The sequence below is a fragment of the Parvibacter caecicola genome, assembly GCF_003725335.1.
Classification (GTDB): domain Bacteria; phylum Actinomycetota; class Coriobacteriia; order Coriobacteriales; family Eggerthellaceae; genus Parvibacter; species Parvibacter caecicola.
The window spans coordinates 40,698-66,235 of record NZ_QIBY01000009.1 but is presented as its reverse complement, the minus strand read 5'-3'; the positions used below and the strand labels follow the sequence as shown (position 1 = coordinate 66,235).

The window sequence follows — 25,538 nt, the reverse complement described above, 5'->3', positions numbered from 1 at the left end:
GGGCAGCCGCCACAGCCGGCACCTTGCATGAAGGGGCTAGGCCGTTTGGGGATCGAAGTCCAGGTCGGTAGCGGCCGCGGCGCGGACCTTGGCGGGCGCCGTCTCGGTTTGGGCCGCCGGCACCAGCAGCTTGGAGGCCAGAGCCATGAAGCCCAGGGCGCCCACGGAAATCACGCCCACCACGATAGCAATTTCCACCAGGGTGGGAGCGTACAGGCCCAGCAGCGACCAGCCGTCCGCGCCCATCACACCAGGAGCACCCTCGATGTTCAGAGTGGCGAAGGAGGTGAGCAGCAGCCAGATGCGCTTGCACAGCACGCCGGCCACCACCAGCACCGAGGCGCCCACAACCAGGCCGGTCTTCTGGCGGTTCTTCGCGAACACCAGCACCAGGAAGGGAATCAACAGGCCGCCGATAACCTCGAACCAGAAGAACGGGGCGGTGGCGCCGCTGGTCATGATGGCCAGCGTCTCGGCGCCGGACGCGCCGGGGTAGCCCATGGTGAGCAGCTCGCAGCCGATGAAGTAGGCGTCGATGGCGATGCAGGTGGCCAGCAAGCCGGCCAGGCTGGCGAACAGCTCTTTGGGGGTTTCAAAGCGGCCGGTGCCGTTCAGCACCGCCAGCACGATGAGCAGCAGCGCCAGGCCGGAATCCATGGCGGAAGCCACGAAGATGGGGGCCAGGATGGCGGTGAACCAGCCTTCCTTCGCAATTTGCAGGCCGAAAATCCACGCGGTCACGCTGTGCACCAGCACGGCAGTGGGCAGGGCGAAGCGGGAGACGATGGTCACCGCGCGCTCGGCGCCTTTGCGCATGAAGTACAGGTACAGGATGTTGATGATCAGGTACAGGGTGATAACCGCCATGTCCCACACCAGCGGCGATGCCGGATTGGGGCCGGTGACGATGCGCCATACCCGTTGGATGCCGCCCAGGTCGATGAGGACGAACATGCCGGCCAGGCAGATGCACACGGTGGACAGGATGATGGCCGGCAGCGCCACCTTCTTGAACGCCTTGATGTGGAACACGCTGGCCGAGGAGGCTACGATGAGGCCGCCGGCCGACAGGCCCACGAAGAACATGAACATGATGATGTAGGTGCCCCAGGACACGCCGTTGGACATGCCGGTGACCGTGAGGCCGTTCATCAGCTGCCACACCCAGGCGCCGATTCCCACCGCCGCCAGCACCACGAGCACGGCCGTGGCAACCTTGTTACGCTTAAAGAGTTCCATGATGCCACTCTCCTATTCGAAGTAATAAACCTGCGGGCGGGTGCCCTGCTCTTCCAGCAGCTGGTAGCCGTGGCGCGTGGCGATGGCCTTGGACACCTCGGAATTCGGGTCGTCCAGGTCGCCGAAGATGCGGGCGTCCAGCGGGCAGCACTGCACGCAACGGGGCTCTTCGCCGCGGTCGGTGCGCTCTTTGCAGAAGGTGCACTTCTCCGCCACGCCCTTGGTGCGCTGCGGCACGTCCTTGTCGCCGTAAACGAAGTCCGGCTGATGCACCGGCTCTTCCCAGTTGAAGGAGCGGGCGTTGTAGGGGCACGCGGCCATGCACATGCGGCAGCCGATGCACTTGTCATAGTCGATCTCCACGCGGCCCATCTCATCTTTGTAGGTGGCGCCGGTGGGGCACACCCGCTGGCAGGCGGGGTTCTCGCAGTGCTGGCAAGCCAGCGGCAGGTAGCTGCGGGAAAGCGCGGGGTACTGGCCCAAAGCGCCGTCCTCCACGTCGCAACCCTCCGTCAGCACCCGGTTCCAGCGAGCGCCTTTGGCCACGCCGTTCTGCATCTTGCAAGCATAGGCGCAGGTGTGGCACCCAATGCAGCGGGTTTTGTTGATAGCCATTCCGTACTTGGTCATTTATCTCACCTATGCCTTTTCCACTTCAACCAGCACGTCGTTATAGGGAATCTGCGGCCCGAAGAACATCGAGTAGCCGCGCTCCAAACGAGCGGAGTTGGTAACGTTTTGCAGGAAGCCGTCCTTGTAGTAACGGGTGTAGGTGGTTTCCGCCATGAACAGCACGCCCGGCTGCAGCGAGCGGTTCACCAGCGCCGTTGCCACAAACGAGCCGCGGTCGTTGAACACGCGCACGTCGTCGCCGGTGGCAATTCCACGCGCCTCGGCGTCTTCCGGCGCAATGTTGATGCGGGGGCCGAAGTCCTCCTGGAACCATTCGGAAGCGGAGTAGTAGGCGTGGATGCGGTAGCGGCTCTTGCCCTGGGTGAAGTACAGGGGATAGGTGGCCTTCTTGGGGTTGGCCTCGTAGGCTTCGTCGGCATCCTCGTACACCGGCAGCGCGTGGCCCTGGTCGGACAGGTACTCGAAGTACAGCTCGATGCGCGTGGAGGGGGTAAGGAAGAAGTCGGCGGTGCCGTCCGGCATGAAGTCGTCGCCGGTTTCGGGAAGGGCCATCACGCCGCCGTTGGCCAGCAGCGCATCGTAGGTGATGCCCTCCATGCGCGGATCCAGCTCCGCGGCGCCTTCCAGGCTGAAGCGGGCCAGCTCTTCGTAGGTCTTGGGCAGCAGGTCCTCCAGGCCCCACTGGGCCGCCAGCAGACGCTCAATCTGCAGGTCGCTCTTGGATTCGAACAGCGGCTGCACCATGCCGTTCGCCAGCATCACGTGGCCCATGCTGTCGCGCAGCTGCTTCACGTTCTCTTCGCACTCGAACTTGGTGCAGGCGGGCAGCACGATGTCGGCGTAGTCCACGGCGGAGGAGAAATACAGGTCGATGATGGCGAAGAAGTCCAGCGTTTTCACCCAGTTCAGCATATCTTGGGCGGCGCCGGCCTCCAGGGTGAAGGCGTCGCCAAAGGTGAGGGCGGCGTGGATGTTGTTGGGGGTGTAGGGCATGTCGTACATGGCCACCGGGCTTTCACCGTAGTGGTATTCCTCCGGCAGCACCCAGTAGTTCATGGTGGCGGCGGGGTCATTGGCTCCCAGGCCGCAGTAGGTGCCGTAACCAGTGCCCTTCTTGCCGTACTGGCCGCACAGGGCCACCAGCATGGCGGTGGAGTGCCCCAGCACATCGGCGTTCGTGTACTTGTCGGCGCCGCCCAAGCCGATGTCGATGATGGCCGGGCCATTGTTGGCGTAGCGGTCGGCCAGGTCCACGATCACTTGCTTGTCGATGCCGGAGGTTTCGGCGGCCCAATCCAGGGTAATCGTGCCCAACCACTCTTTGATCAGGGAGAACTCGGTGGTCACCGGCTGGCCGTCCACCGTCCATTCGCCCTCAAGCGCCGGCACCACGTCCGGGTTGTCGTAGAGGGCCGGGGCATTGGTGATGGTGTCCCACACCAGGGGCGCGCCCACTTCTTCGGCGCCCACCACGGTGGGGTTGGGGGCCATTACCTCGGCGCTGCGCAGGCTCTTGCCCGTGGTGCGGTTCACCAGGTACGGGCAAGAAGTGTGGGCCATGACGAACTCTTCGTCATACCAGCCGTTATCCACCACCGCTTTCAGCATGCCCTGGATGAGGGCGGCGTCGGTGCCGGGACGCACCGGCAGCCATTCGTTGGATTTGGCAGCGGTGCCGGTGAAGCGGGGGTCGATGCACACGATGTAGGCGCCGGCCTCCTTGGCGTCCATCAGCGGGCGCGACCAAACCATGGCGCTTTCCAGCGGGTTGTGGCTCAGCTCGATGATGGTGGCGGCGTCTTTCATTTCCCAGGCAGAGCGGTTGGGCAGGTAGCTCCAGGGGCCAAACGCCGGGCCCAGGCCATTGGCCTGCCCGCGGTCCAGGCCCCAGTTTCCGCCAGAATCAGCGCGCAGCAGCTGGGCAATGAAATCGAAGCCGATGCCAGCTTCGGTGGATTTGCGAATGAACACGGAGCCTTCGCCGTATTTCTGCTGGGCCTCTTTCAGGTTGTCGGCGATGGTTTTGATGGCCTCGTCCCAGCTGATTTGTTCGAACTTGCCCTCGCCGCGCTCGCCCACGCGCTTCATCGGCACCTTGATGCGATCTTCAGAGTAGATGTGATCCACCTCGTTGATGCCGCGCAGGCAGATGGTGGAGTGCCTCTTGTCCTTTACCAGGTCGCTGGGCTCGATGATGGAAATCTTTTCATCGCGGATGGTGCACTTCAGATTGCAGCCAGTCAGGCAATGGAACTGATGGCAGAGGTGCGCCACGCGCTCTTCGCTCTCGGCGTGGGCGTTGGTGGGGGCCAGCAGGTTCCCCGTTGCCGCCACGCCCGCCGCGCCGGCCAGGCCCAAAGCGCCCGCCGCCGCACCGGTTCCCTTCAGGAAGCTGCGACGAGAAAGCGTCTTCTGAGATTCCGACATTTCTCCTCCTAGTTTTCATGGGACAAGGAGGTTGATGCTTCGCGAGTTACCGCCCTTCGCGGCGTTAGCTGGCGTCCGGCACGGCTCGCGCCGGCGCGCTTTGCACCTGCGGCGTTTGCTGTGGGTATCCCGTTCCGCCTCTGTTTCGGCTGGCGCGACGCCGGTAAATTGCCGTGCCCGCAAAGCCGTGAAGGGCGGCTACTCGCTTGGCTTTTCTCTCTCCTCTTTTGTCCCCGTGTCGCAAGCCCTGGGGCGGGCTTGCCCTCCTGTTTAGAGAATTGGCCAAATTCATCTGGCGGCACTATAGCAAATTGTCATATGACAATTCAAGATAATCATATGACAATTTTTGACCTACATTATTCTATTTTGGGGATATATAGCACCAAGGCACTTCGCACCGGCAGGGGCCCGGCGCTACTCGGCGAAACGGGCCACACTCCCGGTTATTTCGCTAGAATGTCCTTTACGGCGTCGAGGGCGGGGTCGTTGAAGCCTTCGGCAAAGGCGCTGGGGATGACCACGGTGCCCTTGCCCTCCCGCAGGCTTTCGTTCAACAGGTGCATGGTGCGCAGGCGCGCCACTGCTTCGGGGCCTCCCACCAGCTCTTCCATCTCGTCCAGCGTCTCGAAGATGTCGTGCTCAGCCTCCATCAAAATGATGCGGGCCTTCTTACGCTGCTCTGCTTGGGCCTCCAAGCTCATGACCTCCTGCAGCTCCTTCGGCAGCAGAATGTCGCGTACCTCCACCGACAGGATGGCGATGCCCCACGGCGCCACCTTTTCTTCCAGCACCTTTTTCAGCTCGCGGTCCAGCTGGTTGCGGCGAATGGCCACTTCCGCCGCGGCGGCCCGGCCGATGGCTTCGCGCAAGGCCGTTTGGGCGGCCATCTCCACGGCGCGGTTGAAGTCGCCCACCTCGGTGCAGGCGGCCGCAGCGTCCCACACGTGCCAGAACAGCACGGCATCCACATTTAGCGGCACCAGGTCGGCAGTGAGAGTTTCTTCAGCATAAAATGCAGTCACCCGCACGCGGGTATCAACGCGCATCACGTTGGATTCCGCCACGGGAATGGTCCAGAACAGGCCCGGGCCCGACACGCGGTTGAAGCGACCCAGCCGCAGCACCACCACCTTCTCCCATTCCTGGGCGATGTGACACGAGGCGATGGCCAGCAGCCCCGCCACCACGGCAACCGCCAAAAGAGGCAGGGTGAAGCCGCCGGCAATCGCCCATCCCAGGGCTATCACCACGCAGGCCACCAGCAAAAACAGCACCAACGAGAACAAGAACACGCCCGCCGATGAAGCCCGCTCCCCTACAATTTCGGTGGAACAATCGGGCACCACGCGCCAGTTGCTGGCCCGGCCGCCATTCTGCTGGGCCCTGCTCTCCCGTTCTTGCCGCATTCTCATCTTCGCTCCTTCGCGCCCCCTGCACCGCCCCTCCGGCGGTGCCGCTCAATCCAAGGCCGTCGTTGCCGCCGCACGCGTTACGCGCCGCGCTCCTCCGCGTTCGCGCGCGCTTCGGGAAAGTCCACGATATGGGCCGACAGCTTGCCGTCGCGCCGCGCCTCCTCCAGCTTTATTTCGCGAATGCGCCGCGTCATGGCCTGGTCCACCTCGTCCAGGCTCATGCCCATTTCCCGGCACGCCTCGATGCAATCGTTCAGAATGGCCGTCACGCGGTCCACCTCATCGGCCCCCATCTTCTGGGCGATGTCGGTGACGAACACACCGCGGCCGCGGGTAGATTCCAAAAACCCGTCAGACACCAGGCTGAGATAAGCCTTGTTCACCGTGTTGTAGTTGATGGAAATTTCCGACGCCAACCCGCGCACGGTGGGCAGCTTCTCACCGGGCTTGAAATAGCCGGACGTGATCAGGTAAGCGATGCGCTGGCGCAGCTGCACCCAAAGGGGCAGGTCACTGGCTTCGTCAACTTCGAAGGGGAACATAGAGGGGCCTTTCTTACAGAAGCGGGGCAACGACGGAAATAGGTTGAAGGGCGGCCGTCACTACCAGGTAGCGTAGCAAAAAGCCGCCCGCAAGAACAGAGAGGGAAGCTGCCGCCAGCGAGGCGCGGCGCCAGGTTTCGTGGCGAAGGGTGATGGCCCCCGGCGCAACGGGGCGCGCCGACCACGCTGCCGTCGCGACCGCTTCTACGCAGAAGGGCAGCGCCATGCCAACGGCCACGAAGCCGCCCCAGAAAGCGGGGGCCAGCGGGCCGCTTACCAACTGGGCAACCGATTGGGACGCCGCCTGGGCCGTGGCGGTGGCGTCCGCGGCCGGCACCCACGCAAGCCACGCGGCCACCAGCGCCGCTTCAAGGGCGATGGCCGCCATGTCGGCCGCCTGCAAACGGTGCAGCGTTGTGGCGAAGGTGCGGGCCGCCTCGGTTACGGAGGCCAGTCCCGCCGCCAGGGCAAGGCCGCAGGACAGGGCGGACACCAGAAAGAGCGCCGGCAGAGCCGCTCCGCTCCACAAGGGCACCGCCGTCATGCTGGACAGCAGCAACCCCGTGTACAAAGCCACCACCAGAGCCAACGCCAGCAATAGCCCATTGGCCGCACGGAACAGCGCCGCCGTTATTCGCGCGGCGCCGCGCCACACCAGCAGCAAAAGCGCCGCATCCGCAGCGCACAGCACCAACGCCCATGCGCCTACGGTGAGGTGGGTGATTTTTCCGGAAAACGCCAGCAGCAAGAGGCGGGCCGGTTGGCCGAGATCGGCCAGCAAGCAGGCCACCCCCACCAACAGGGCCCCAAGGCTGGCTACCAACAAGGGGGAAAGAAACGCGCGGAACAGGCGCCCTTCGCCCGAACGGAACTGCGCCTGAAGGGCAGGGGTTAAATCGTCGCGGCCGATGAGCAGGCTCAGCAGCGCGGCCACCGCGCAGCCGCCGGCGCCGGCGCCGCCCAGAAACAGATAGCCCACTGCCAGTTCGCTGAACACGCCTCCCCCTTCGGCTTCGTCCTATGGCCCTCGCGGCCATCGCGCTTTCTGCACGCCAACGCTTCAACGGCGCGGCAAGCAACCGGATTAGTGCAGATTATCATAAGACAATTTTGCCCCCACGGGAAGGGGCAGCAGCAGGGGGGTGAGGCGGGACTCGCTACTGGCGATAGGTGGCGAGGAATTGGGCCAGCTTGTCCATGGTTTCTTCCAGCACTTCCACCCGCGGCAGGAACACCACGCGGAAATGGTCCGGCTGCTTCCAGTTGAAGGCGCCGCCGTGGGAGATGAGCACCTTCTGGTCGTGAAGCAAATCCAACGCGAACTGCTCGTCGTCAGTGATGTTGAAGCGCTTCACGTCCAACTTCGGGAAGATGTAGAAGCCCGCCTTCGGCTTCACCGCCGTTACGCCGGGGATGGCGTTCAGCGCCTCGTACACGAAATCGCGCTGCTCGTACACGCGGCCGCCGGGGGCGATGTAGCCGTTCACGGACTGATGGCCACCCAGGGCCGTCTGCACGATAGACTGCGCCGGCACGTTCGAGCACATACGCATGTTGCACAGCATGTTCAGTCCCAAAATGTAGTCCTTCGCCCGCCACTTCGGACCGGAAAGGATCATCCAGCCAATGCGGTAGCCGGCCACCATGTGCGACTTCGACAGGCCGCTGAAGGTGACGCAGAACAGATCCGGCGCCAGCGATGCGGTGGAAATGTGCTCGAAGCCGTCCATCACCAGGCGGTCGTAAATCTCATCGGAGAACACGATGAGGCCGTGCTGGCGGGCAATCTCCACAATGCCTTCCAGCACCTCGCGGGAATAGAGGGCGCCGGTGGGGTTGTTGGGGTTGATCACCACGATGGCTTTGGTGCGCGGGGTGATTTTGCTGCGGATGTCATCCAAGTCGGGGTTCCACTCCGCTTGCTCGTCACATATATAGTGAACGGCGGTGCCACCGGCCAGGTTCACGCAGGCGGTCCACAGCGGATAGTCCGGAGAGGGCACCAGCACCTCGTCGCCGTTGTCCAGCAGCGCCGAGAGCGAGATGTTGATCAGCTCGCTGACGCCGTTGCCGGTGTAGACGTCCTCGATGGTCACATGGGGAATGCCCTTGATTTGCGCGTACTGCATGATGGCCTTGCGCGCCGAGAACAAACCCTTGGAGTCGGAATAGCCCTCGCAGTCGGTGAGCTGAGTGCGCATGTCATAGATCACTTCGTCGGGAGTGCGGAATCCGAAGGGGGCGGGGTTGCCGATGTTCAGCTTCAGGATTTGGGTGCCGGCCGCCTCCATGCGGGCCGCCTCTTCGGCCACCGGGCCGCGCACGTCGTACAGCACGTTGTCCAGTTTGGTGGACTTGGTGATGGGGGGCAGCGGGGCCGCCAGGGGGTCGCGCTCCTGTTCGGGGAAGGGCACCGTTGGGGCCACCGGAGAAGCAGGGGTAGAGGTGATGGTGGCGCGATGAACCGGCGGAACTACAGGTTCATTTTCGGCTGAACCAAATTTTGAACGCAATGAACTTCCGAATTTTGAACCGCGTCCTTCAGCTTGAACCGCGGCCGCAGCCGCCATCGAGATAACGCCAGGCGCAAAGGGGTCGCCAGCGCCGTCCTGCAGCCAAGAAGGTTCAACGGACAAAATGGAGGCAAGGGTAAATAGAACTTCTTTGCGCGGCGCCGTCTTTCCGCTCACATATTGGCTCACTTGGCTTTTTCCCAGCTTAACGCCCATTTCAGAAGCCAGGCGAATCAAGTCGGCCTGTTTCATTCCCTGAGCTTCCATCGCCCAGCGCAAACGCTTGTCAAACGAGTTCAATTCCATTTTGAACCTCCTAAACGAATTTGAACCATTAAAGCACAGTGGTTCAACTGCATGGAGAAAGTTCGCAGGATGCGCAGAAATACGGTACCGATTTGTTCCCGAAAAGCTGAACTAATCCAGGGCAGTGGGTTGCTTTTTCTCCACCAGGGCCTCGTACTCGGGCAGGGCGTTGGCAAAAGAATCGTAGGCGGCATCGCCCCGGTGATCCTGCAAGCCGTACTGGTTCACCAGTACGTCGGCCATCATTTCCGACACCTTCAAAGCTCCCGCATAGTTCACGTGGTCGCCGCCGTCGTAGCTTTCGCAGTTCCAGTCGATGTCCACCTTATGCTCCCCATCGTTCATGTTCAGAAAGGGGATGCCGGTTTCGGCCGATACCTTTTCCATGGTAGCCTGGCGCTCTTCGTTCCAGTTGATGATGGAAGGCGTGGCAACCACCACCAGCTGGGCGCCGTGTTCTTTGCAGCGCTCGTTCATGGACTCCAGAATGGCCAGATTGCGGGCCGGGATGTTGGTTTTCAGCGGGTGCAGGGCCTCGTTCTCGGCGATTTTCGCCTGGTTGGGAGCCTTGTGCACAAACCGCATCTTGAACCCCTTAAGGCTGTCGGTCCATGTATGATTCGAATCGATTACGAAGTCTTCCCAGGTCAGCTGCTTCCAACGGTCGTGGTGCTCCAGGGCGGGGAAAGCGTCGTTCACGGCGCGGGCCACCACCTTCTCGTAGGAAAAACGGCGGAACAGCGCGTTGGCCTCCAAGAACACCACCTTCGGATGCTGGGTTTTCAGCACCCGGTCCAAAAAAGTGCTGCAATAGGGCAGCGTCTGGCCGCTGGTGGAGCAGTTGTAGGTGGCCAGGCCGTGGGTCTTCCACATTTCCATAGGCGAAAGCGAGGTGTAGGTTTCGCTGTCGCCAATGAACACGGCATCGATGGTGTCAGGGGCTTCCCCGATAAACGCGTTGGAAGAGGCGTTGATCATACCCGCCTCGGCAGTGTTGCTCTTCGGCTGCAGCACCGGCCCCAAAGCCAGCACCAGCGCCAGGCCAATGGCAAAAAACGCCACCATCGCCCCAGCAGAGCGCACACCGTTTTTCAATTTCTGGTTCATCGCACTCACTTGCAAAACCTCAATCCATCCAACTAAAACTGCGCGTACATGGGGTCAACTGGCGTGTATGCAGCCCCGTAGGCACCGAAAATCAGCAGCACCAGGAACAGCCCGTACCACACGGCCCAACGAGCTGGCAGCTTCCAGGCGCCCACCCGGCCAATGATGTCCACCCCGCGCTCGCGCAGAATACCCACCACCAGCAGCGCCACAACCGCAATCGCCACCACGGCGAAGTCTTTCCCGTCCATCCCCATGGAAAGCACCGTGCCGTTCGCGAACGACTCGAACGTGAAGCCGGTGACCATGGTGCCGAACATCTCGAAGCCGGCCGCGAGGCCGTTGGCGCGGAAGAACAGCTCGCCCACCACGATGATCACCAGCGTGCGGGCAATTTGGAAGGCTCGCCAGCCCACACTCTCGCGGCTCACGTGCAGCCGCTCGGCCAACCGCGCCGCCGTGGGCTCGATGAGGCTGCCCGCCACAATCAGTACGAAGTAGTAGATACCGAAGAACAGGTACTGGCTGCCGGCGCCGTGCCACAGGCCGTTGCCCAGCCACACGCAAATGAGCGCCAGCGAGCTGGCCAGCAGCGGCCCATAGCGGTTGCCCAGCTTTTTGCGGGCGTGCTTGGTGAGGGTTTTCGCCGGCTTCGACAGCGAAACCGGGTAGTACACGTAGTCCCGCAGCCAGCTACCCAGCGTGATGTGCCACCGCTGCCAAAAGCCGGAGGCGGTGCGGCTGAAGAAAGGCTGGCGAAAGTTCTCGGGCAGCGTGACGCCGAAAATGCGCCCCATGCCCAGCGCCAGGTCCATGGTGCCGGAGAAATCGCAGTACAGCTGCAGGGTGTACAGCACCGCGCCCAGCGCGATCATGCCGCCGTCGTAGCAGCCGTAGTTGTCGAACACCAGCTTCACAAAGGCGTTCAAGCGGTCGGCCACGATGATCTTCTTGCACAGGCCGTACAGCATGCGCAGCGTGCCGGCGTACAGGTTGGCCCGCGACACAGGGTTGCCGGCCATCAGCTGGTCGGCAGTTTGGCCGAACCGCGCAATGGGACCTTCCATGATTTGAGGGAAGAAGCCCAGGAACAGCGCCACTTTCCCCAGGTTTTTCTCGGCGGGGATGGTGCCGCGGAACACGTCCACCAGATACGAGCCGGCCATGAGTGTGTAGAAGGAGATGCCGATGGGGGCGGCCCAAACCGGCAGCTGGATGTTCAGGTGAATGCCGATGAGGGCCAGGCCGCCGTCGATGATGCTGGCGAAGAAATGCAGGTACTTGTAGGCGGCCAGCAGCCCGAAGTTCACCAGCAGGCCGGCCACCATCACCCATTTCATCTTGCGGGCGAAGGTTTTGCGGATTTCCTTTTTGCCCGACTTCGCCTGCGCCAGCGCCTCGTCGCGGCGGACGATGAGCGCCCCCATGCCGCGGCCGCATATATAAATGCTCAGGGTTGACACCAGCAGCGCCAAAATGAGCACGCGGCTGAGGGCGAAGAAAAACGCGTAGCTGGCCAAAAGCAGCACCACCCACCGCGCCTTTTTCGGCACAGCAGCGTACACCACCACCGTCAGCGGCAAAAAGATGCCCAAAAACAAAAGCGTAAAGTAAGAAGTCATAAGTCCAAAAACCAAGAGGGAACAGTACCGGTTGCCCCCCGTGACAGGGGGACGGGGATAACGTCAGGTGAATGCGATTGCTCGGGAAGGCAGAGATAGAATCTCTGCCCTACGAATCCGGCTCAGCAAATCACCACAGGTTTACGCCAGCAGCTGAGGGTTTCCCAGGTGCCCATAATTGCCCTGAAGGCCGGCCGAGCGCACTTCTGTGCGCGAGGGAAAGGCCTGAAGGGCAAGGATGGGCGCATGGGGAAGCCTCAGCGGACGAGTCGTTCCGCCGTCCGCCAGGACGGCGGAACGACTCTAATCTTCCATGAGGCGTTGCACCATGGCGGTGAGGCCGTCGACGGAGTTGAAGTTCTCCACCACTACCTCCACGGCCGGGATGGTGATGTCGAAAGCGTCTTCCAGCTCGCTCACCAGGGCCACAATGGTCAGCGAGTCCAGCACGCGGCTGTCCACCAGGGTGGTGCAGCCCTCGAAGTCGCCGCCGGGGGCCAGCTCTTCCAGGATCTCGATGATCGCTTCACGTTCTTCCATGGTTCCTCCTTGGTCTTGAAAAGCCTGTTTGGCTTTTGATTGCGTCTACAGCTGCGGGGTGTTCAGCGGGTCGGTGGGGATGCCTTCGCGCACCAGTTTGCAGGTGCCATCGGCCTTGGTGTACACCACTTTGGGCAGGTCGCGGGACAGGAACAGCGAAATGCCCTCGGTCATGCAGTAAGCGCCGGTGCGGTCGAAGGCAATCACGTCGCCCACGGCCAAGTCCACCGCCGGCACCTCCTTCGCCAGAAAGTCGTTAGTGGTGCAGAGCGACCCGCACAAATTCCACGGCAGCGCCTGCTCCAGCGTGGCCTCATCGGCCCCCTCAAGCCCCAACTGTCGGCAGGGAGGCTGGCGCATCACCAGACCGCCACCGTAATACACCATCTGGTGCTTGCCGCCATCCACGATGGCGTAGCGCTCGCCCTTGTTGGTTTTGGCGTCCACCACGCTGGTGAGGTAGGTGCCGCAACTGGCCACCAAGCTGCGGCCGATTTCCAGCGTCAGCGGCCCTTGGAAGGCCATGCCCTCCAAAAGCTCGCTCACCTCCGCCAGTAGCGCCCGTTCGCCTGCTTCGTCATAGTCGTCGAAATACTCCACCGGCAAGCCGGGGCCAAACTCGAATTCCCGCACCTCGAAGCCGTAGTCGTCCCGCAGCTGCGCGATGAGGGCATCGGCCGCGGCCAGCTCTTTGCGGGTGCGGCGGGCCGTGGTTTTCTGAGTGCCGGAGAACACCTGCAGCCCGCAGATGTCCACCGTGTCGTCGGCGCCGTACTGGGCGATAATGCTGCGCACCACGACTTCGTCCATGCCGAACTGCGTTCCGGTAGTTACCCTCAAAAGCAGCGGCAGCTTACGGCCAAACTCCTTCGCCAGCTTGTACAACAGCTGGAATTGCCCCGCCGATTCCACGGTGTAGCGATGGATGGGCGCCCCCGATTCCACCAGCGGGCGCAGCGTGGCCTCGTCTTTGTATACGCCGGAGAGCACAATTTCCTCCGGCGCAACGCCAACCGCGCGGCAAATGTTCAGCTCGCCGGGCGAGCACACCTCGAAGCGATGCACCACCGGGCTGATCAGCGGGATGGCGAAGGGGTTGGCCTTCACCGCGAAGCACAGCACCGCGCGCGCCGGCAGGTTTTCCTGCAGAAAAGCCACCCGCTGCCGCAGCGCCTCCTCATCGAACACGTAGGCAGGCGTGCCGAACTGCTGCGCGATACCCGCCAATTTGCTATCGTTCAAATCCATCTCCTTACATTTATATACATACGTACCAGAGTAGCGAAATGTGCCCTTTGGTGCATCTAAATCCGCAAACGGCACGTGAGACGAAGGGACAACCCTAATGTCTCATTTTCACAAAATGAGACATTAGGGTTGTCCCTTCGTCTCACGGTTGCGCGCCAGTCGCGCCTTGCGGGCGGCGGCAGCTTCGCGGCTCTTCTCCAGAAGCGCGCGGCGGTCCACCTTGCCGTTTTTCGTCAGCGGCATGGCCTCGATGGGCAGAATCTTCGAGGGCAGCATGAAGATGGGCAATGTTTGCAGCACGTGGTCGCGGATGGCCCGCGCCTCGGCTTCGCCCTCGTAAAAGGCAATCAGCCGTTGCTTGTCGTGGTCGTACACACAGCGGCAACGCTGCACGCCGGGCACCCCTTCCAGGGCGCGGTCCACCTCTTCCAGCTCGATGCGGTGGCCTTGATGCTTTATCTGGTTATCGATGCGGCCGCGATAGAACAGCTCGCCCGCCTTGTCGAACGCGGCCAGGTCGCCGGTACGGTACACCCGGTCGGGGAAGCGGTTATGCAGCGGGTTCTGGCAGAATACCTCGGCGGTCTTGGCGGGATTGGCCACGTAACCCAGCGCCAGCGAATCGCCGCGCACGAGGATTTCCCCTTCCACGCCCGGCTGGGTAACCGCGTGACCTTCGCCGTCCACCAGCAGAATTTCGCGATGAGCGAAGGGAACCCCCAGCGGCAGGCCGTCCGGGTATTCGCGGGCGGGGTCCACCACGTGGTACAGGCAGTTGCAGGTGATTTCGGTGGGGCCGTAGAGGTTCACGAAGGTGGCCTGGGGCACGTGGGCCATCCAGGCGCGCAGGTGGCTGATGGGCATTACTTCGCCGCTGAACAGCACGCGGCGCACGCCGGCAAGCTGCTGCCCCTCCAGCCCGTGCAGGCTGGTGATGAGACACAGGGCGGCAACGGCCCAGGTCATGTTGGTGATGTCGCGCCCTTGCAGGTACTCCATCAGCGCGGCCGGCGCCGAGAACAGCGCGCGGGGCACCACCACCAGCGTGCTGCCAGTGGCCAAAGCGCCGTAAATGTCCTTCACGGAAACGTCGAAGTCGAAGGGAGCTTGATTGGCAATGCGCTCGTCGGGGCCGAAGCCGAAGCGGGTGATGAAGTCATCGATGAAGTCGATCACCGCCCGGTGGCTCACCGCCACGCCCTTGGGCACACCGGTGGAACCAGAGGTGAACAGCACGTACACCGGGTCGGCATCGGTGGCGGCGGCGCGGGCCGCTTCCAGGGCGGCGGGGTTCTCATCGGCCGCCAGCAGCTGCGCGACGGGAATTACCACAGCTCCCTGGCTCTCAGCAGAACCCCCCCCATGGCCTCATTTGCCAAGCCAGCCGTCTCTTCGCTCACCACCACGATGGGGTCTTCCAAAACGCCGGCGATCAGGGTCAGCCGCTCGGCAGGAATATGCGGGTCCACCGGCACGTAGAAGGCGCCCGCTTGCAGCGCCCCCATCATCACCGCCAGCGCATCGATGCCCTTTTCCATGAACACCATCACCGCGCGCCCACGCGCCCCGGCCGCCGCCAAAGCGCTGCCAACGCAGCGGCTCAGCTGCAAAAGCTCGCCATAGGAGCAACTGCGGCTCTCTTCCTCGACAGCGCACTTTTCCGGATGCCGCTGGGCATCCTCCTCAAGATATGTCAACACGTTCCTGCGGCAGCTCACGCGTTCTCCCCCGTCAGTCAGGTATACGGAATTGCTTTCCACGTTGCATAAGCAACCATGCTATCAAAAACGGTTACCTTTTTACCTTAAGTTTGCCTTACCTTAGGGCAGGAGGCTTTCACCAGGGAATTTGTCATCAACGCGTGAGACGCGAGAACCGGGGCCCTTTGCCTCACTGCAGGCGATAGCTCACGAGTTCGGGGCGGCCGGTCCAGGGGTCGGGGGCAATCAGCGACTCCAGGTTGAACACTTCCCGCATCATGTCGGCGTTCATGATGGCCTCGGGGGTGCCGGCGGCCCGTACGGTGCCGTCCTTCATGGCCACCATCCAGTGGGCGCAGCGAGCGGCCAGGTTCAGCTCGTGAATCACCAGCACGATGGTTTTCCCCTGCTGGCGGTTGAGGGTTTGCAGCAGTTCCAGAATTTCCAGCTGATGGGCCATATCAAGATAAGTGGTGGGCTCGTCCAGCAAAATGAGCGGGGTGTCCTGCGCCAGCGCCAGGGCAATCCAGGCCCGTTGCCGCTGGCCGCCCGACAGGGCGCTGATGGGGCGTTTGGAGAATTGCTCCATGTGGGTGACCTCCAGTGCCCACGCCACCGTTTGCTTGTCCTGGTCGGTGAGGCGCCCGAACCCTTTTTGGTGGGGGTAGCGACCATAGGACACCAGCTCCTCCACCGTAAGGCCGCCCGGCGCCTGGGGCGATTGGGGAAGGAAGGCCATCTGGCGGGCCACTTCGGTGTCCTTCATGGGCGCCATGGGCTGGTCGAACAGAAACGCCTGGCCGGCGCGCATCGGCTGAGTGCGGGCCAGCGCCTTCAGCAGCGTGGACTTGCCGCAGCCGTTGGGGCCGATGATGGCGGTTATCTTCTCTTTGGGGAAGGCCACGTCCAAAGGCGGGATAATCACCTTCGGGCCATAGGCCACCGACACGCCCTCCCCTCGCAGCGCTGCCTCGCCAAACTCGGCACAGCGGGGCCCGCAAGCCTCGCAGAGCACGGCTCCGGCATCAGAACCCTCGCCCATCTCGGCCGTTTTCGGCCCCCTTATTTGATCCGTCACCATCGGGCCCTCCATCACGATTTCGCCAACAAGTACAGGAAATACGGCGCGCCGATTACCGCCACCACAATGCCCACCGGAATCTCCGCCGGCAGCAGCAAGGTGCGGGAAATCACGTCAGCGAACAGCATGAGGTCGGCGCCCACTAGCACCGTTGCCGGCACCAGCCATCGGAAGTTGGGGCCCACCAGCCGCCGCGCCATGTGGGGGCACACCAGGCCCACAAAGCTGAGGCCGCCGCCCACCGCGCAGCACACGCTGGAGGCGCCCACCGCCAGGGCCAGCAGCAGCCGCGTTTGCCGCTTCACGTTCACGCCAACGCCGGTGGCCAGCAGCGGCCCCAGCGCCAACACGTTCAGGGTGCGTGCCTTATACAGCACAGCGAACAGCAGCACTGCCAGCACTCCGGCCAGCATGATGGCGTTTTCCCAAGTGGCGCCCCATATGTTGCCAGCAATCCAGTTCTGCACGAAGGCGTAGTCGGAATCGGGCAGCCGCAACATCACCATGGAAGTGACACTGGCGAGCCCCGTGGACATAGCCACGCCCACCAGCAAAAGCCGCCGCGGCGAAGGAGTGCCGTGCACGATGGCGAGCCGCCAATCCAGCAGCGCCACCGCCACCGATCCGACGAATGCCAGCAGCGGAAGCACCACGGTAAGGGACACGCCGCTTACCGGCACCAGCCAAATGAACAGGGCAATCAGCAAGCCGGCGCCGGCGTTGATGCCCAAAATGCCCGGCTCGGCCATCTCGTTGCGGGAAATGCCCTGCAGCACGCAACCGGAAAGCGCCAACCCGATGCCCACCAGAAGCGAGCACACCACCCGCGGCAACCGCAGCTGCACCAGGGTGTAGATGAGGCCGGGGGCCGCAGTGCCCTGCACCACATTCCACAAGTCTTGAAGCGAGTAGGCCTGGTACCCGGCGTTGATGTCTAGCCACAGCCCCAGAACTCCCAAGGCCACCAGCGCGACGAACACCACTGCAACCCGGGCCGTCCGCGCGCCGCCCTCGCGGGTCGTCGCGCGCCCTGCGCCCATGAGGGCCCCAGCTACCTGCCCGGCTTCCCCGCCCCGAGCCGCCGATTCCACGGCCACCGGCTGTTTCCCCGCGCTACTCATCTTCGCCCCCCTCCTGCTTACGGGCGCACCAAATGAAGAACGGCACGCCGATGATGGCGAAGATGAGACCGATGGGGGTCTCGCTGGGGGCGTTGATGGTGCGGGATAGCACATCCGCCACCAGCATGAAGAAGGCGCCGCCCACCATGGAAGCGGGGATGACGGCGCGGTAGTCGAAGCCCACGAAGCGGCGCACCACATGAGGCACCATCAGGCCCACGAACGCGATGGGGCCGGCCAACGCCACAGCGGCGCCCGCCAGCACCAGCACCACCAAAAGGCACAAGCGCCGGCTTCGCCCCACCTTCACCCCCAGACCGGTGGCGGCATCGTCGCCCAGGCCGAGCAGGGTAACGCGGCGGCTCAGCACCAGCGCCGCCACCAGCGCCGCCACCATGAAGGGGGCGGTCATCAGCAGCGTGTTCTGGCGGATGCCCGCCACGCCGCCGGCGGTCCAGAAGGTGAGGCTGTAACCGATGTTGAAGTAGATGGCCACCCCTTGCGCCAGCGCCGTGAGGAACAGCCCCACCGCACAGCCGGCCAGCACCACCAGCACCGGGTCCACATTGCGGCGGCGGAAACTGACGGCGCCGTACACCATCAGCATGGCGAAGGTGGCGCCCACGAACGAGCACACCACCACGGTGGCGAAGTTCATGCCCGGCGCCAGCGCCAGGCACAGCGAAAGCGCAAAGGCGGCGCCGGCGTTAATACCCAAAAGCCCCGAATCGGCCAGCGGGTTGCGGGTCACCCCCTGCATCACTGCGCCGGCCACAGCGAAGGCGGCGCCCACCAGGATGCAGCCCAGCGTGCGTGGGGCCCGCAACTCGGCGATGGCCACCTGCTGCTGGTCGGCCATGTCGGGGTTCAGCAGCCCCTGCAGCACCACGTCGGGGCGGATGTCGGTGCTTCCGAAGAACAGCGAAACCAGGGCGGCGGCCAAAACAGCCACCGCCCCGGCAATCATGAACGTTGTGAGTCGCTTACCCATTGAGCCTTTTTACTCGGCGTGAGCGCGGAAGAAGTCGATGAAGATCTGCAGCTGGTTCTTCAGCGTGATGGGGTCGCGGTGCATGAACGCCACCTGCTCGTACTGCAGCACGCGGCCTTCCTTCACCGCCGGCAGGTTCGCCCACAGGGTGGAGCCGTCCACGAAGGCACTGTCAGTACCGTCCAGCACGCCGTGCAGGATGAAGTCGCCGGCGTACTGCGGCATCGCCTCCAGCGAGATCACCTCGTAAGCCTCGTCGCCGTCCACCATGGCGGTCTGGATGGGCTCGGGCGCCTTCAGCCCCCACATGTCATAAAGGATGGAGCCGCCGCGAGCGAAATGGCTGCCCATGGTGTAAATCTCCTGCGGCCACACCTCCAGGATGGACACGGTGCGGTCGCCCACAATGGTGCGCATCTCGTCGCGCACGGCGGCCACGTTGTCGTTGAACTCGTTGGCGTAAGCCTGCGCCTCTTCCTTGCGGCCCACCAGGTCGGCAATGTAGAGGAACAGTTCCTCGTCGGTGCGGGCGCCGTCCTGGATGAACACCGTGGGGGCGATGGCGGAATACTTGTCCACGTCCGCCTCGGTGATGGTAATGATGAGGTCGGGGTGGGCGGCGGCGATCATTTCCAGCGAGGTTTCGGCGCTGGTGACGTTCATGGGCTCGATGCCGTCGCACATGCCAGCCAAAAACGGGTTGTTCAGCGCGTAGGGGGAAGCGATGACCGGCTTCACGTTCACCGCCAGCAGCTCGCCCAAATAGTAGTCGGAAACAATGGTGGTGGGGTTCACGGGAATTTCCACGTCGCCCTTGTCGGTGGTCACCGTGCGCGTGGTGGCCGCGGCCTCGGTTTCGCCGCCCGCGTTGGCGGCGCCCCCCTCGCCCTCGGACTGCTGCCCGCCAGAGCCGCCGTTCGACGAACAGCCGGTAATGGGAATGGACAAGGCCGCAACCGCCAGCAGCGATACGGCGCCTCGACGAGTCATGTTTCTCATGGCAGAACCTTTCTTCTCAGCGTGTATGGCGACAAAGTAACCTAAAGCTAACTTCTTGTAAACCACCGTTTCGCTTCTCCTGGTTTTCGCCACAACCGCGGCAACCGCCGGCAAGATTTGGGCCTTCGGCGACTCAGGAGCAGTGCTTCATGGCTCTCACCAGCAAAAACGGAGCAGCGGATGCAGCATTTCCCCCTAGTATGGCCCTCCACCGCCGCGCCGTCGCGCGGACCGCAGGGCAGTTACTGGCAAGTTCGGGAAATGTCAGCCGTGCGAAACATGCCGGCATACGGAAGCCCAACAAGGCGGTGGACGCATGGAGCAGAGAGCTGTTTTGCCCAAGGCCATCCGTCGCGAAACAACCCCTGGCGCGGCCCGTGCTCACCTTGTTGGGGCGGGGGCGCTAATGCGGCAGCGGTAGTTGGCCTGATCGGTGTCCAGCAGCCTCATCTGCGCTATTTCGTAGAACCGCGTGGGCTGCGGCAGCCCTTTTTGCGCGGCGAAAGCGGTCAGCCACTCGTAAGCGGCGCCGAAAAAAAGAAGCCGAAGCGGGAGCCTAGGCCACCATTCCCCTCAGTTTGCCGGCGTTTCCCCACCGACCCGCCAAAATGTGCAGCCAATCGCGTGTTTTGGCGGCTTGGGTTGACAGATTTCCAACCATGGTTGGTAGATGCACGGCGCCCCTTCTGCTTGAATTTAAGTGCGCTCATACTGGCATCGAGGAAAGGAAGCGCCATGAAATTCAACGAGCGGCTCATGGCCCTGCGTAAGAAGCAGGGCCTTTCCCAGGAAGAGCTCGGCTTCGAGCTGGGGGTGTCGCGGCAAACGGTGTCCAAGTGGGAGCTGGGGCAGTCCTATCCCGACTTCCAGCGGCTGGTGCTGCTAGCCGACTACTTCGGCATCAGCCTCGACGAGTTGGTGCACGGGCTGGACGTGGGAGACGTTCGCGCGCTGAACGAGTCTGAGAAGCAGATTTCATCCATTTACAGCGATGTGGAAGGAGCCAAGGCCACCATGCGCAAGTACATCCGCGTACTGCTGGGCATCGGCGCAGCAGTGCTGGCATTCTTCGCCGGCACCGTCTGCTACGCCGTGCTGTTCGCGTAGGGGCAGCCTTGACATATGGCACTGGGGTATACTTGCCGCACATTGCCATGTTTGTTCTGCGCCATGGACGGGCGCGAGGAGGGGGGCTGCGTATGAACGTGCGGGAAGAGCTGGAGGCGCGCCTCGATTTGGGTGGCGCCCTCGTGAACGACGTCGAGGTTGACGCAAGCTCCGTAAAAGTCGTCATGATCAACGAGGTGGTGCCCCCTGACCCTTCCGATGACTTCTACTCAGGACCAGGGTCGGAGTACGCGCTGTCGGCCGGCGCCCTCTTCGAGCGCGCCGGCGCTGCCTTCTCCTCTCCGGCCGGCGACAACATCCAGATAGAGAAGTCCAAAGTGCAGATGATCACCGAGGACATCGCGGAGATAATCGGGCTCATCGGAGCCTAGAGGCCTCTCCTCAAAAAACAGTCAAGGAGAGCAGCGGCCTAGCTGTACGCCGCATCGCCCCTAAGTTGCGGCTTCATCGGAAACTACACAACCGTTCCTTGCCAGCCCCTGCGCCCGGTGGGATAATCCATGCGTGCAAGTAATCGCATCAACAGGAACAGCCATGAAGCTCTGCATTGGGACGGCTCCGGAAGCATATAGACGAGACGCTGACCGGAGCGAAGCCTGATAAATCGTCAGCCCCCGCAACCCGCCACGGGTTGCTTCGGCTTGCGCAGATGAACGATGGGCACGGGAACGGGCATGCGTCCGTTCCCTCTTTGTTTTCACCCCATCGAAAGGCTTTCCATGTCAAACACCACCGAACATGCGCCGTCCCTTTTGGAAGGGAGCGCACCGAAGCGCCTGGCGGCGTTCTCTGCCCCGCTCGTCGCGGCGAACCTCTTTCAATACGTCTACCAGTTCGTCGATATGGGCGTCGTGGGCAACGTCGTCGGCGAGTCGGGGCTCGTCGCGGTCAGCAACGCCTCCGCCATCGTCTTCATCATTAACGCGATAGCCATAGGGCTCATGGCGGGCTGCACCGTCGCGGTGGGCAACCGCGTGGGCGCTCGCGACGAGGCGGGACAACGGCGCGCCTTCACCGCATCCCTTGGAGTCGCCCTGCTGGGAGCCGCGGCCACAACATTGGCAGGCACGGCGCTCGCCCATCCTGTCTTCTCGCTTATGGGCGTCCCCGGGGCCTCGCTCGACCAAACGGCCGCCTATCTCGAAGTGATTTCCCTGGGCGCGATCGGCCTTTTCCTGCTCAACGCCGCGTGCGCGTTCCTGCGGGCGCAGGGGGATTCCGTCGGCCCGCTCGCCATCATGGCCTTCTCCGCGGTCGCGAACGTGGCCCTCGACCTCGTGCTCATCGCCGGTGCCGGCCTCGGCGTGGTCGGTGCCGCCGTTGCGACCGTGGCCGCCCAGGGCGCGGGAGCGGTCTTCGCCCTCTGGCTCGCGCGGCGCAGGTATAGCTCCGCCCGCAGCCTGCTCCGCTCCATGCGCGATGTCAGGGAGCGGGAAAAGGCGCTGGCGGCCGGGCAGGACGTGCTCCGCGTCGGCGCCCCCATGGCCGTGCAGCAGGCCGTCATCAACCTCTCCTATGTCTTCGTGACCGCGTGGCTCAACTCCTACGGCCCCACCATCGCCGCCGCCTCCGGGGTCGGCCTCAAGATAAGCACCATCGCAGGACTTCCCTGCTGGGGCATCGGGCAGGCCGTCTCCGCCGCGGTGTCGCAGAGCATCGGGGCCAGGATGCCCAAGCGGGCGGTCACGTTCGCCAGGTCGGGCTGTCTTATGGCTGTTGCCGTCACCGTATGCATCCAGATCGTCATACAGCTGAGCGCGGAATGGCTCGTCTCCTTCTTCGGGGAATCGAGCCGGGAACTCACCGAGGCGGCCGTCCTCTATCTTCGCATCACCTGCAGCGTGAACGGCATCTTCTACGCGGCGATGTACGCCCTCGATTCGTTCGCCCTGGCCTCGGGCGCACCGAAGCTGGCCCTTGCGAACTCCCTCATCGACGCCTTCGCCGTGAGGGCTGGATTGGCCTGGCTCCTGTCCGTCCCTCTGGGCTTCGGCTTCATCGGGGTCTACGCGGCGCAAGCGGCGGCGCCGGTGCTGCCCGCCCTCATCGGCTTCGTTTACCTCCGACTATGGACGAGAAGAAACCTGACCACGTAGCTAGCGCCTTGTCCAATGCTCATGGTGGATAGTCAGAAAGCCGCCCTCCTCATAGAGTCGAAACGGCAGAAGAGGGGCATCGGGATGACCGAGCTCGCACGTCGCATCGGCGTGGACGGGAAGCGGCTCTGGTGCGTCCTGCACGGTCGGCGCGAGACGCGGCCATGCCCGAGGAGCTGCGGCTCGGCGGGGTGCTCGACTCGGTGGAGGTCCCCCTCGGACGCGAGGCTCGGCGACGAGGCGTGGCTCTGCGATGGCGTCTACGGCAAGTGGGAGTCGTTTCCGGTCGTCGGCTTCGGGCAGCCCGAGTTCAACCGCATCGCAGTGGAGGTCGACGCGCCGAACGACAGGAGGGAGGTCATGTACCCTGGCCTGCCGTACGTCGCCAAGTGCGATCACGGCGGCGACTACTCGTGGAACCGCAATAACTACGTCCACGGCGACACGGCGCGCATCAAGCCGCGCGGCCAGCAGGTCGCCGCATAGCAGCTTGCAAGCCCGTCGGCCTTCGGATCGGCGGGCGCCCGCCTGCGGGGTCACGAGTCGTCCCGCTTCTCCTTCAACACTTTATAGCCGACGAGTTGAACGGTCAGAAAGTCACGCAATGACTCCTCATACGACAGAATCGGATACCCCGTCTCCTTGCAGGCGGCTCGCTGAATGGGGAGCGGATGGGTCGCAGGGTAGAGCCCAGCGACATAGTCCGACAGATCCATGAGAAACCTGGTGGAGTCAGCCAGCTCGTCGAAGAGGCCGCGTTCAACGAGCAGACTCGATCCATCTGCCATCATTCCGATGATCTCGCGCTTGCATTCGACGAGGCATTCCAGGCGCACATTGGTCTCTATGATGCTCGTCAAAAGCGCCCCAAGTCTTCCGAAGTCCCTGTGTGAGGCAAGCATCGCCGCTAGAGCGTCCGAAGCGGCCTCGAGACCTGTTATGGAGGACACGTCCAAAGACCCGGGATCGATCCCTTTCATAGCTTCCAAGATCTCCCGTAATGACCGGATGTACAGGAGCAGGAGTATCTCCTCTTTAGAACCGACGTAGTGCGATAGATTGGCGCGCGAGCACCCGACCCTTTCGGCTATGGCGCTCAAGGTGACATCGTGGTACGAGCCTTCGTCCAGTATCGATCGTGTGGCGTCCAGGATGCCATCGAGCCGTTGGTTCTTCTGCTCACGCGTCCGCGCGCGTTGGTACGTCCGGTCTTCTTCGGTCACCGTAACTCTGCCGCCTCCTTGACAAGTTGCACACCGCAACTTATAGTTAATTGCATTGTGCAACTAATTTTACGCAAGGAGTGCTCGCGATGCAATTCAGGATCGATCCCAAAAATGGAAACGAGCTGTCGGCGCTGGGCTTCGGTTGCATGAGGTTCCCTTCTTCTGGAGGACGTATCGATATTGACGCGTCTGAGCAGCTCATCATGGAAGCCGTCGAGCGCGGCATCAATTACCTCGATACGGCTTATCTGTACAACGGGAACGAGGTGGCTCTCGGCGAGATATTCGCTCGCAACCCCGGCCTGAGGGAGAGGGTCCATATCGCCACCAAGCTGCCGATCGCGCGATGCGAAGCGACGACCGATTTCGATACGTATCTGGAACGCTCCCTTGAGAGGCTTCGCATCGACCATGTTGATTATTATCTTGTCCACAACGTGACGAGCGCTTCGGCATGGGATCGCTTGAGCTCCCTGGGTTTCGAGGATTGGGTAGCGGAGCAGAAGATGTCGGGTCGGATCACCAACATAGGCTTCTCATACCATGGCCCCAAGGCAGATTTTCCTGTGCTGCTCGATTCCTTCGGCTGGGATTTCTGCCAGATTCAGTACAACTACATGAACGAGGACTATCAGGCGGGAACGGCGGGCCTCATGGCAGCGGCAGAGCGTGGTCTGCCCGTCGTCGTCATGGAGCCGCTTCTCGGAGGCAAGCTGGCAAGCGAATTGCCAGCGGGCGCGCGGCGCGCCCTTTCCGATGCCGGCCTGAGCGACGATCCAGTGCGGCTTGCCCTTCGCTGGGTATGGAACCACCCGGAAGTGACAGTGGTGCTGTCAGGCATGAATACGCTTGATCAACTGTCGCAAAATGCTGAGACGACTGACTCGGCGTTTCCCGGCTCACTCGAAGCTGCTGAGGAGACCGCGATCAAAAAAGCTCGTGAGCATATCGCACAAAACTACCGGATTCCTTGCACGGGGTGCGGGTACTGCATGCCGTGTCCCAAAGGAATCAACATCCCCATGTGCTTCGCTGCCTATAACACTTCTTTCGCTCATAGCTGGTACCAAGGTATGCACCAGTACATCACGGCATCGGGGGCCATGGTGGGTGAGGCGCGCTTCGCGAGCGATTGCGTCAAATGCGGAGCCTGCATTGAGAAGTGTCCTCAGCATATCCAGATCCCGAGCGAGCTGACGTCGGTGAAGCGCCGCCTTCAAGTCCCCGGCCTCCCGGCCCTGGTCAGGCTCGGCGTGAAACTGATGAGCCGCTAGTGCCGGCATGTTGGTGTTTCTTGCGTAATCGACGAAAGCGGCGTTGCTTGCATCATGGATAGCGCAAGACAGCTGAGAGGCATCTCGTGCGCCGAGCGCGCACGTCGCATCGGCATGGATGGGAAGCGGCTCTGGTACGTCTTGCACGGTCAGCGCGAGATGCGCGTAGACGAGTTCGTCAAGCTGCTAGCGAGGTAAGCACCCGCGAAACACGCGAAATGCATGGTTGAGAAATCCCCAGTTCAGAACCGCTATTTCTGAAACCAGGGAAACTCTTCTCCCTTCTTGACTTTTCGAGAAACCCCGATATTTCCAGTGCGCTTCCAGTAT

General features: G+C 62.8%; 23 protein-coding genes. 5 read left to right on the top strand and 18 right to left on the bottom strand.

Annotated features, from left to right (window positions below):
• Positions 1-36: 36 nt before the first annotated feature.
• The 17 genes from nrfD (DMP11_RS06710) to DMP11_RS06630 form a co-directional block, all read right to left on the bottom strand.
• Positions 37-1,239 carry an NrfD/PsrC family molybdoenzyme membrane anchor subunit gene (gene nrfD / locus DMP11_RS06710; protein ID WP_123185737.1) on the bottom strand — a complete coding sequence of 401 codons (1,203 nt, stop codon included), beginning with the start codon at positions 1,237-1,239 and terminating at the stop codon, positions 37-39.
• A 12-nt stretch (positions 1,240-1,251) separates the two neighbouring features.
• The gene (gene dsrO, locus DMP11_RS06705; protein WP_123185736.1) at positions 1,252-1,869 is read right to left on the bottom strand and encodes a sulfate reduction electron transfer complex DsrMKJOP subunit DsrO; all 618 of its coding nucleotides are present in this window, start codon (positions 1,867-1,869) and stop codon (positions 1,252-1,254) included.
• 9 nt (positions 1,870-1,878) lie between these two features.
• Positions 1,879-4,299 (bottom strand): molybdopterin-dependent oxidoreductase, encoded by a 2,421-nt coding sequence (locus DMP11_RS06700; RefSeq protein ID WP_123185735.1) that lies wholly within the window; start codon positions 4,297-4,299, stop codon positions 1,879-1,881.
• A 446-nt stretch (positions 4,300-4,745) separates the two neighbouring features.
• A complete protein-coding gene (locus DMP11_RS06695; protein ID WP_123185734.1) occupies positions 4,746-5,714 on the bottom strand; it encodes a slipin family protein in 969 nt (322 codons plus the stop codon).
• A gap of 77 nt (positions 5,715-5,791) precedes the next feature.
• Positions 5,792-6,256 (bottom strand): GntR family transcriptional regulator, encoded by a 465-nt coding sequence (locus DMP11_RS06690; protein ID WP_123185733.1) that lies wholly within the window; start codon positions 6,254-6,256, stop codon positions 5,792-5,794.
• Positions 6,257-6,269: 13 nt separating this feature from the next.
• Positions 6,270-7,253 carry an NrfD/PsrC family molybdoenzyme membrane anchor subunit gene (nrfD, locus tag DMP11_RS06685; protein ID WP_123185732.1) on the bottom strand — a complete coding sequence of 328 codons (984 nt, stop codon included), beginning with the start codon at positions 7,251-7,253 and terminating at the stop codon, positions 6,270-6,272.
• 160 nt (positions 7,254-7,413) lie between these two features.
• A complete protein-coding gene (locus DMP11_RS06680; protein WP_123185731.1) occupies positions 7,414-9,075 on the bottom strand; it encodes an aminotransferase class I/II-fold pyridoxal phosphate-dependent enzyme in 1,662 nt (553 codons plus the stop codon).
• A gap of 111 nt (positions 9,076-9,186) precedes the next feature.
• A complete protein-coding gene (locus DMP11_RS06675) occupies positions 9,187-10,182 on the bottom strand; it encodes a hypothetical protein (RefSeq protein ID WP_123185730.1) in 996 nt (331 codons plus the stop codon).
• Between the two features lie 32 nt (positions 10,183-10,214).
• Complete coding sequence (locus tag DMP11_RS06670) at positions 10,215-11,804, bottom strand: MBOAT family O-acyltransferase (protein ID WP_123185729.1); 1,590 nt, start codon at positions 11,802-11,804, stop codon at positions 10,215-10,217.
• 303 nt (positions 11,805-12,107) lie between these two features.
• On the bottom strand, positions 12,108-12,344 hold the full coding sequence (locus DMP11_RS06665) for an acyl carrier protein (RefSeq protein ID WP_123185728.1): 237 nt from the start codon (positions 12,342-12,344) through the stop codon (positions 12,108-12,110).
• A gap of 45 nt (positions 12,345-12,389) precedes the next feature.
• A complete protein-coding gene (locus DMP11_RS06660) occupies positions 12,390-13,586 on the bottom strand; it encodes a diaminopimelate decarboxylase family protein (RefSeq protein ID WP_161555323.1) in 1,197 nt (398 codons plus the stop codon).
• 129 nt (positions 13,587-13,715) lie between these two features.
• A complete protein-coding gene (locus DMP11_RS10610; protein WP_123185726.1) occupies positions 13,716-14,924 on the bottom strand; it encodes an amino acid adenylation domain-containing protein in 1,209 nt (402 codons plus the stop codon).
• Complete coding sequence (locus DMP11_RS10605) at positions 14,918-15,289, bottom strand: AMP-binding protein (protein ID WP_161555322.1); 372 nt, start codon at positions 15,287-15,289, stop codon at positions 14,918-14,920. Before DMP11_RS10605 ends, DMP11_RS10610 begins: the two co-directional genes overlap by 7 nt.
• Positions 15,290-15,482: 193 nt before the next feature.
• Positions 15,483-16,373, bottom strand: coding sequence for an ABC transporter ATP-binding protein (locus DMP11_RS06645; RefSeq protein WP_211329081.1), 891 nt, complete (start codon positions 16,371-16,373; stop codon positions 15,483-15,485).
• Between the two features lie 11 nt (positions 16,374-16,384).
• The gene (locus DMP11_RS06640; protein ID WP_211329080.1) at positions 16,385-17,494 is read right to left on the bottom strand and encodes a FecCD family ABC transporter permease; all 1,110 of its coding nucleotides are present in this window, start codon (positions 17,492-17,494) and stop codon (positions 16,385-16,387) included.
• Complete coding sequence (locus tag DMP11_RS06635) at positions 17,487-18,485, bottom strand: FecCD family ABC transporter permease (RefSeq protein ID WP_123185723.1); 999 nt, start codon at positions 18,483-18,485, stop codon at positions 17,487-17,489. Before DMP11_RS06635 ends, DMP11_RS06640 begins: the two co-directional genes overlap by 8 nt.
• A gap of 9 nt (positions 18,486-18,494) precedes the next feature.
• Positions 18,495-19,484: an ABC transporter substrate-binding protein gene (locus DMP11_RS06630; protein ID WP_211329079.1), complete on the bottom strand. Its 990-nt coding sequence runs from the start codon at positions 19,482-19,484 to the stop codon at positions 18,495-18,497.
• Positions 19,485-20,219: 735 nt separating this feature from the next.
• Here DMP11_RS06630 and DMP11_RS06625 point away from each other — a divergent pair.
• The 4 genes from DMP11_RS06625 (at position 20,220) to DMP11_RS06610 (ending at position 23,194) form a co-directional block, all read left to right on the top strand.
• Positions 20,220-20,591 carry a helix-turn-helix domain-containing protein gene (locus DMP11_RS06625; protein WP_123185722.1) on the top strand — a complete coding sequence of 124 codons (372 nt, stop codon included), beginning with the start codon at positions 20,220-20,222 and terminating at the stop codon, positions 20,589-20,591.
• A gap of 92 nt (positions 20,592-20,683) precedes the next feature.
• On the top strand, positions 20,684-20,983 hold the full coding sequence (locus DMP11_RS06620) for a hypothetical protein (protein ID WP_123185721.1): 300 nt from the start codon (positions 20,684-20,686) through the stop codon (positions 20,981-20,983).
• A gap of 348 nt (positions 20,984-21,331) precedes the next feature.
• The gene (locus DMP11_RS06615; RefSeq protein WP_123185720.1) at positions 21,332-22,708 is read left to right on the top strand and encodes an MATE family efflux transporter; all 1,377 of its coding nucleotides are present in this window, start codon (positions 21,332-21,334) and stop codon (positions 22,706-22,708) included.
• 15 nt (positions 22,709-22,723) lie between these two features.
• Positions 22,724-23,194: a hypothetical protein gene (locus DMP11_RS06610; protein ID WP_123185719.1), complete on the top strand. Its 471-nt coding sequence runs from the start codon at positions 22,724-22,726 to the stop codon at positions 23,192-23,194.
• A 50-nt stretch (positions 23,195-23,244) separates the two neighbouring features.
• Here DMP11_RS06610 and DMP11_RS06605 read toward each other — a convergent pair whose 3' ends face one another.
• Positions 23,245-23,931 carry a TetR/AcrR family transcriptional regulator gene (locus tag DMP11_RS06605; RefSeq protein ID WP_161555321.1) on the bottom strand — a complete coding sequence of 229 codons (687 nt, stop codon included), beginning with the start codon at positions 23,929-23,931 and terminating at the stop codon, positions 23,245-23,247.
• 89 nt (positions 23,932-24,020) lie between these two features.
• Between DMP11_RS06605 and DMP11_RS06600 the strand changes: the two genes are divergently transcribed.
• Positions 24,021-25,208 (top strand): aldo/keto reductase, encoded by a 1,188-nt coding sequence (locus tag DMP11_RS06600; protein WP_123185717.1) that lies wholly within the window; start codon positions 24,021-24,023, stop codon positions 25,206-25,208.
• The last annotated feature ends 330 nt before the right edge of the window (positions 25,209-25,538 follow it).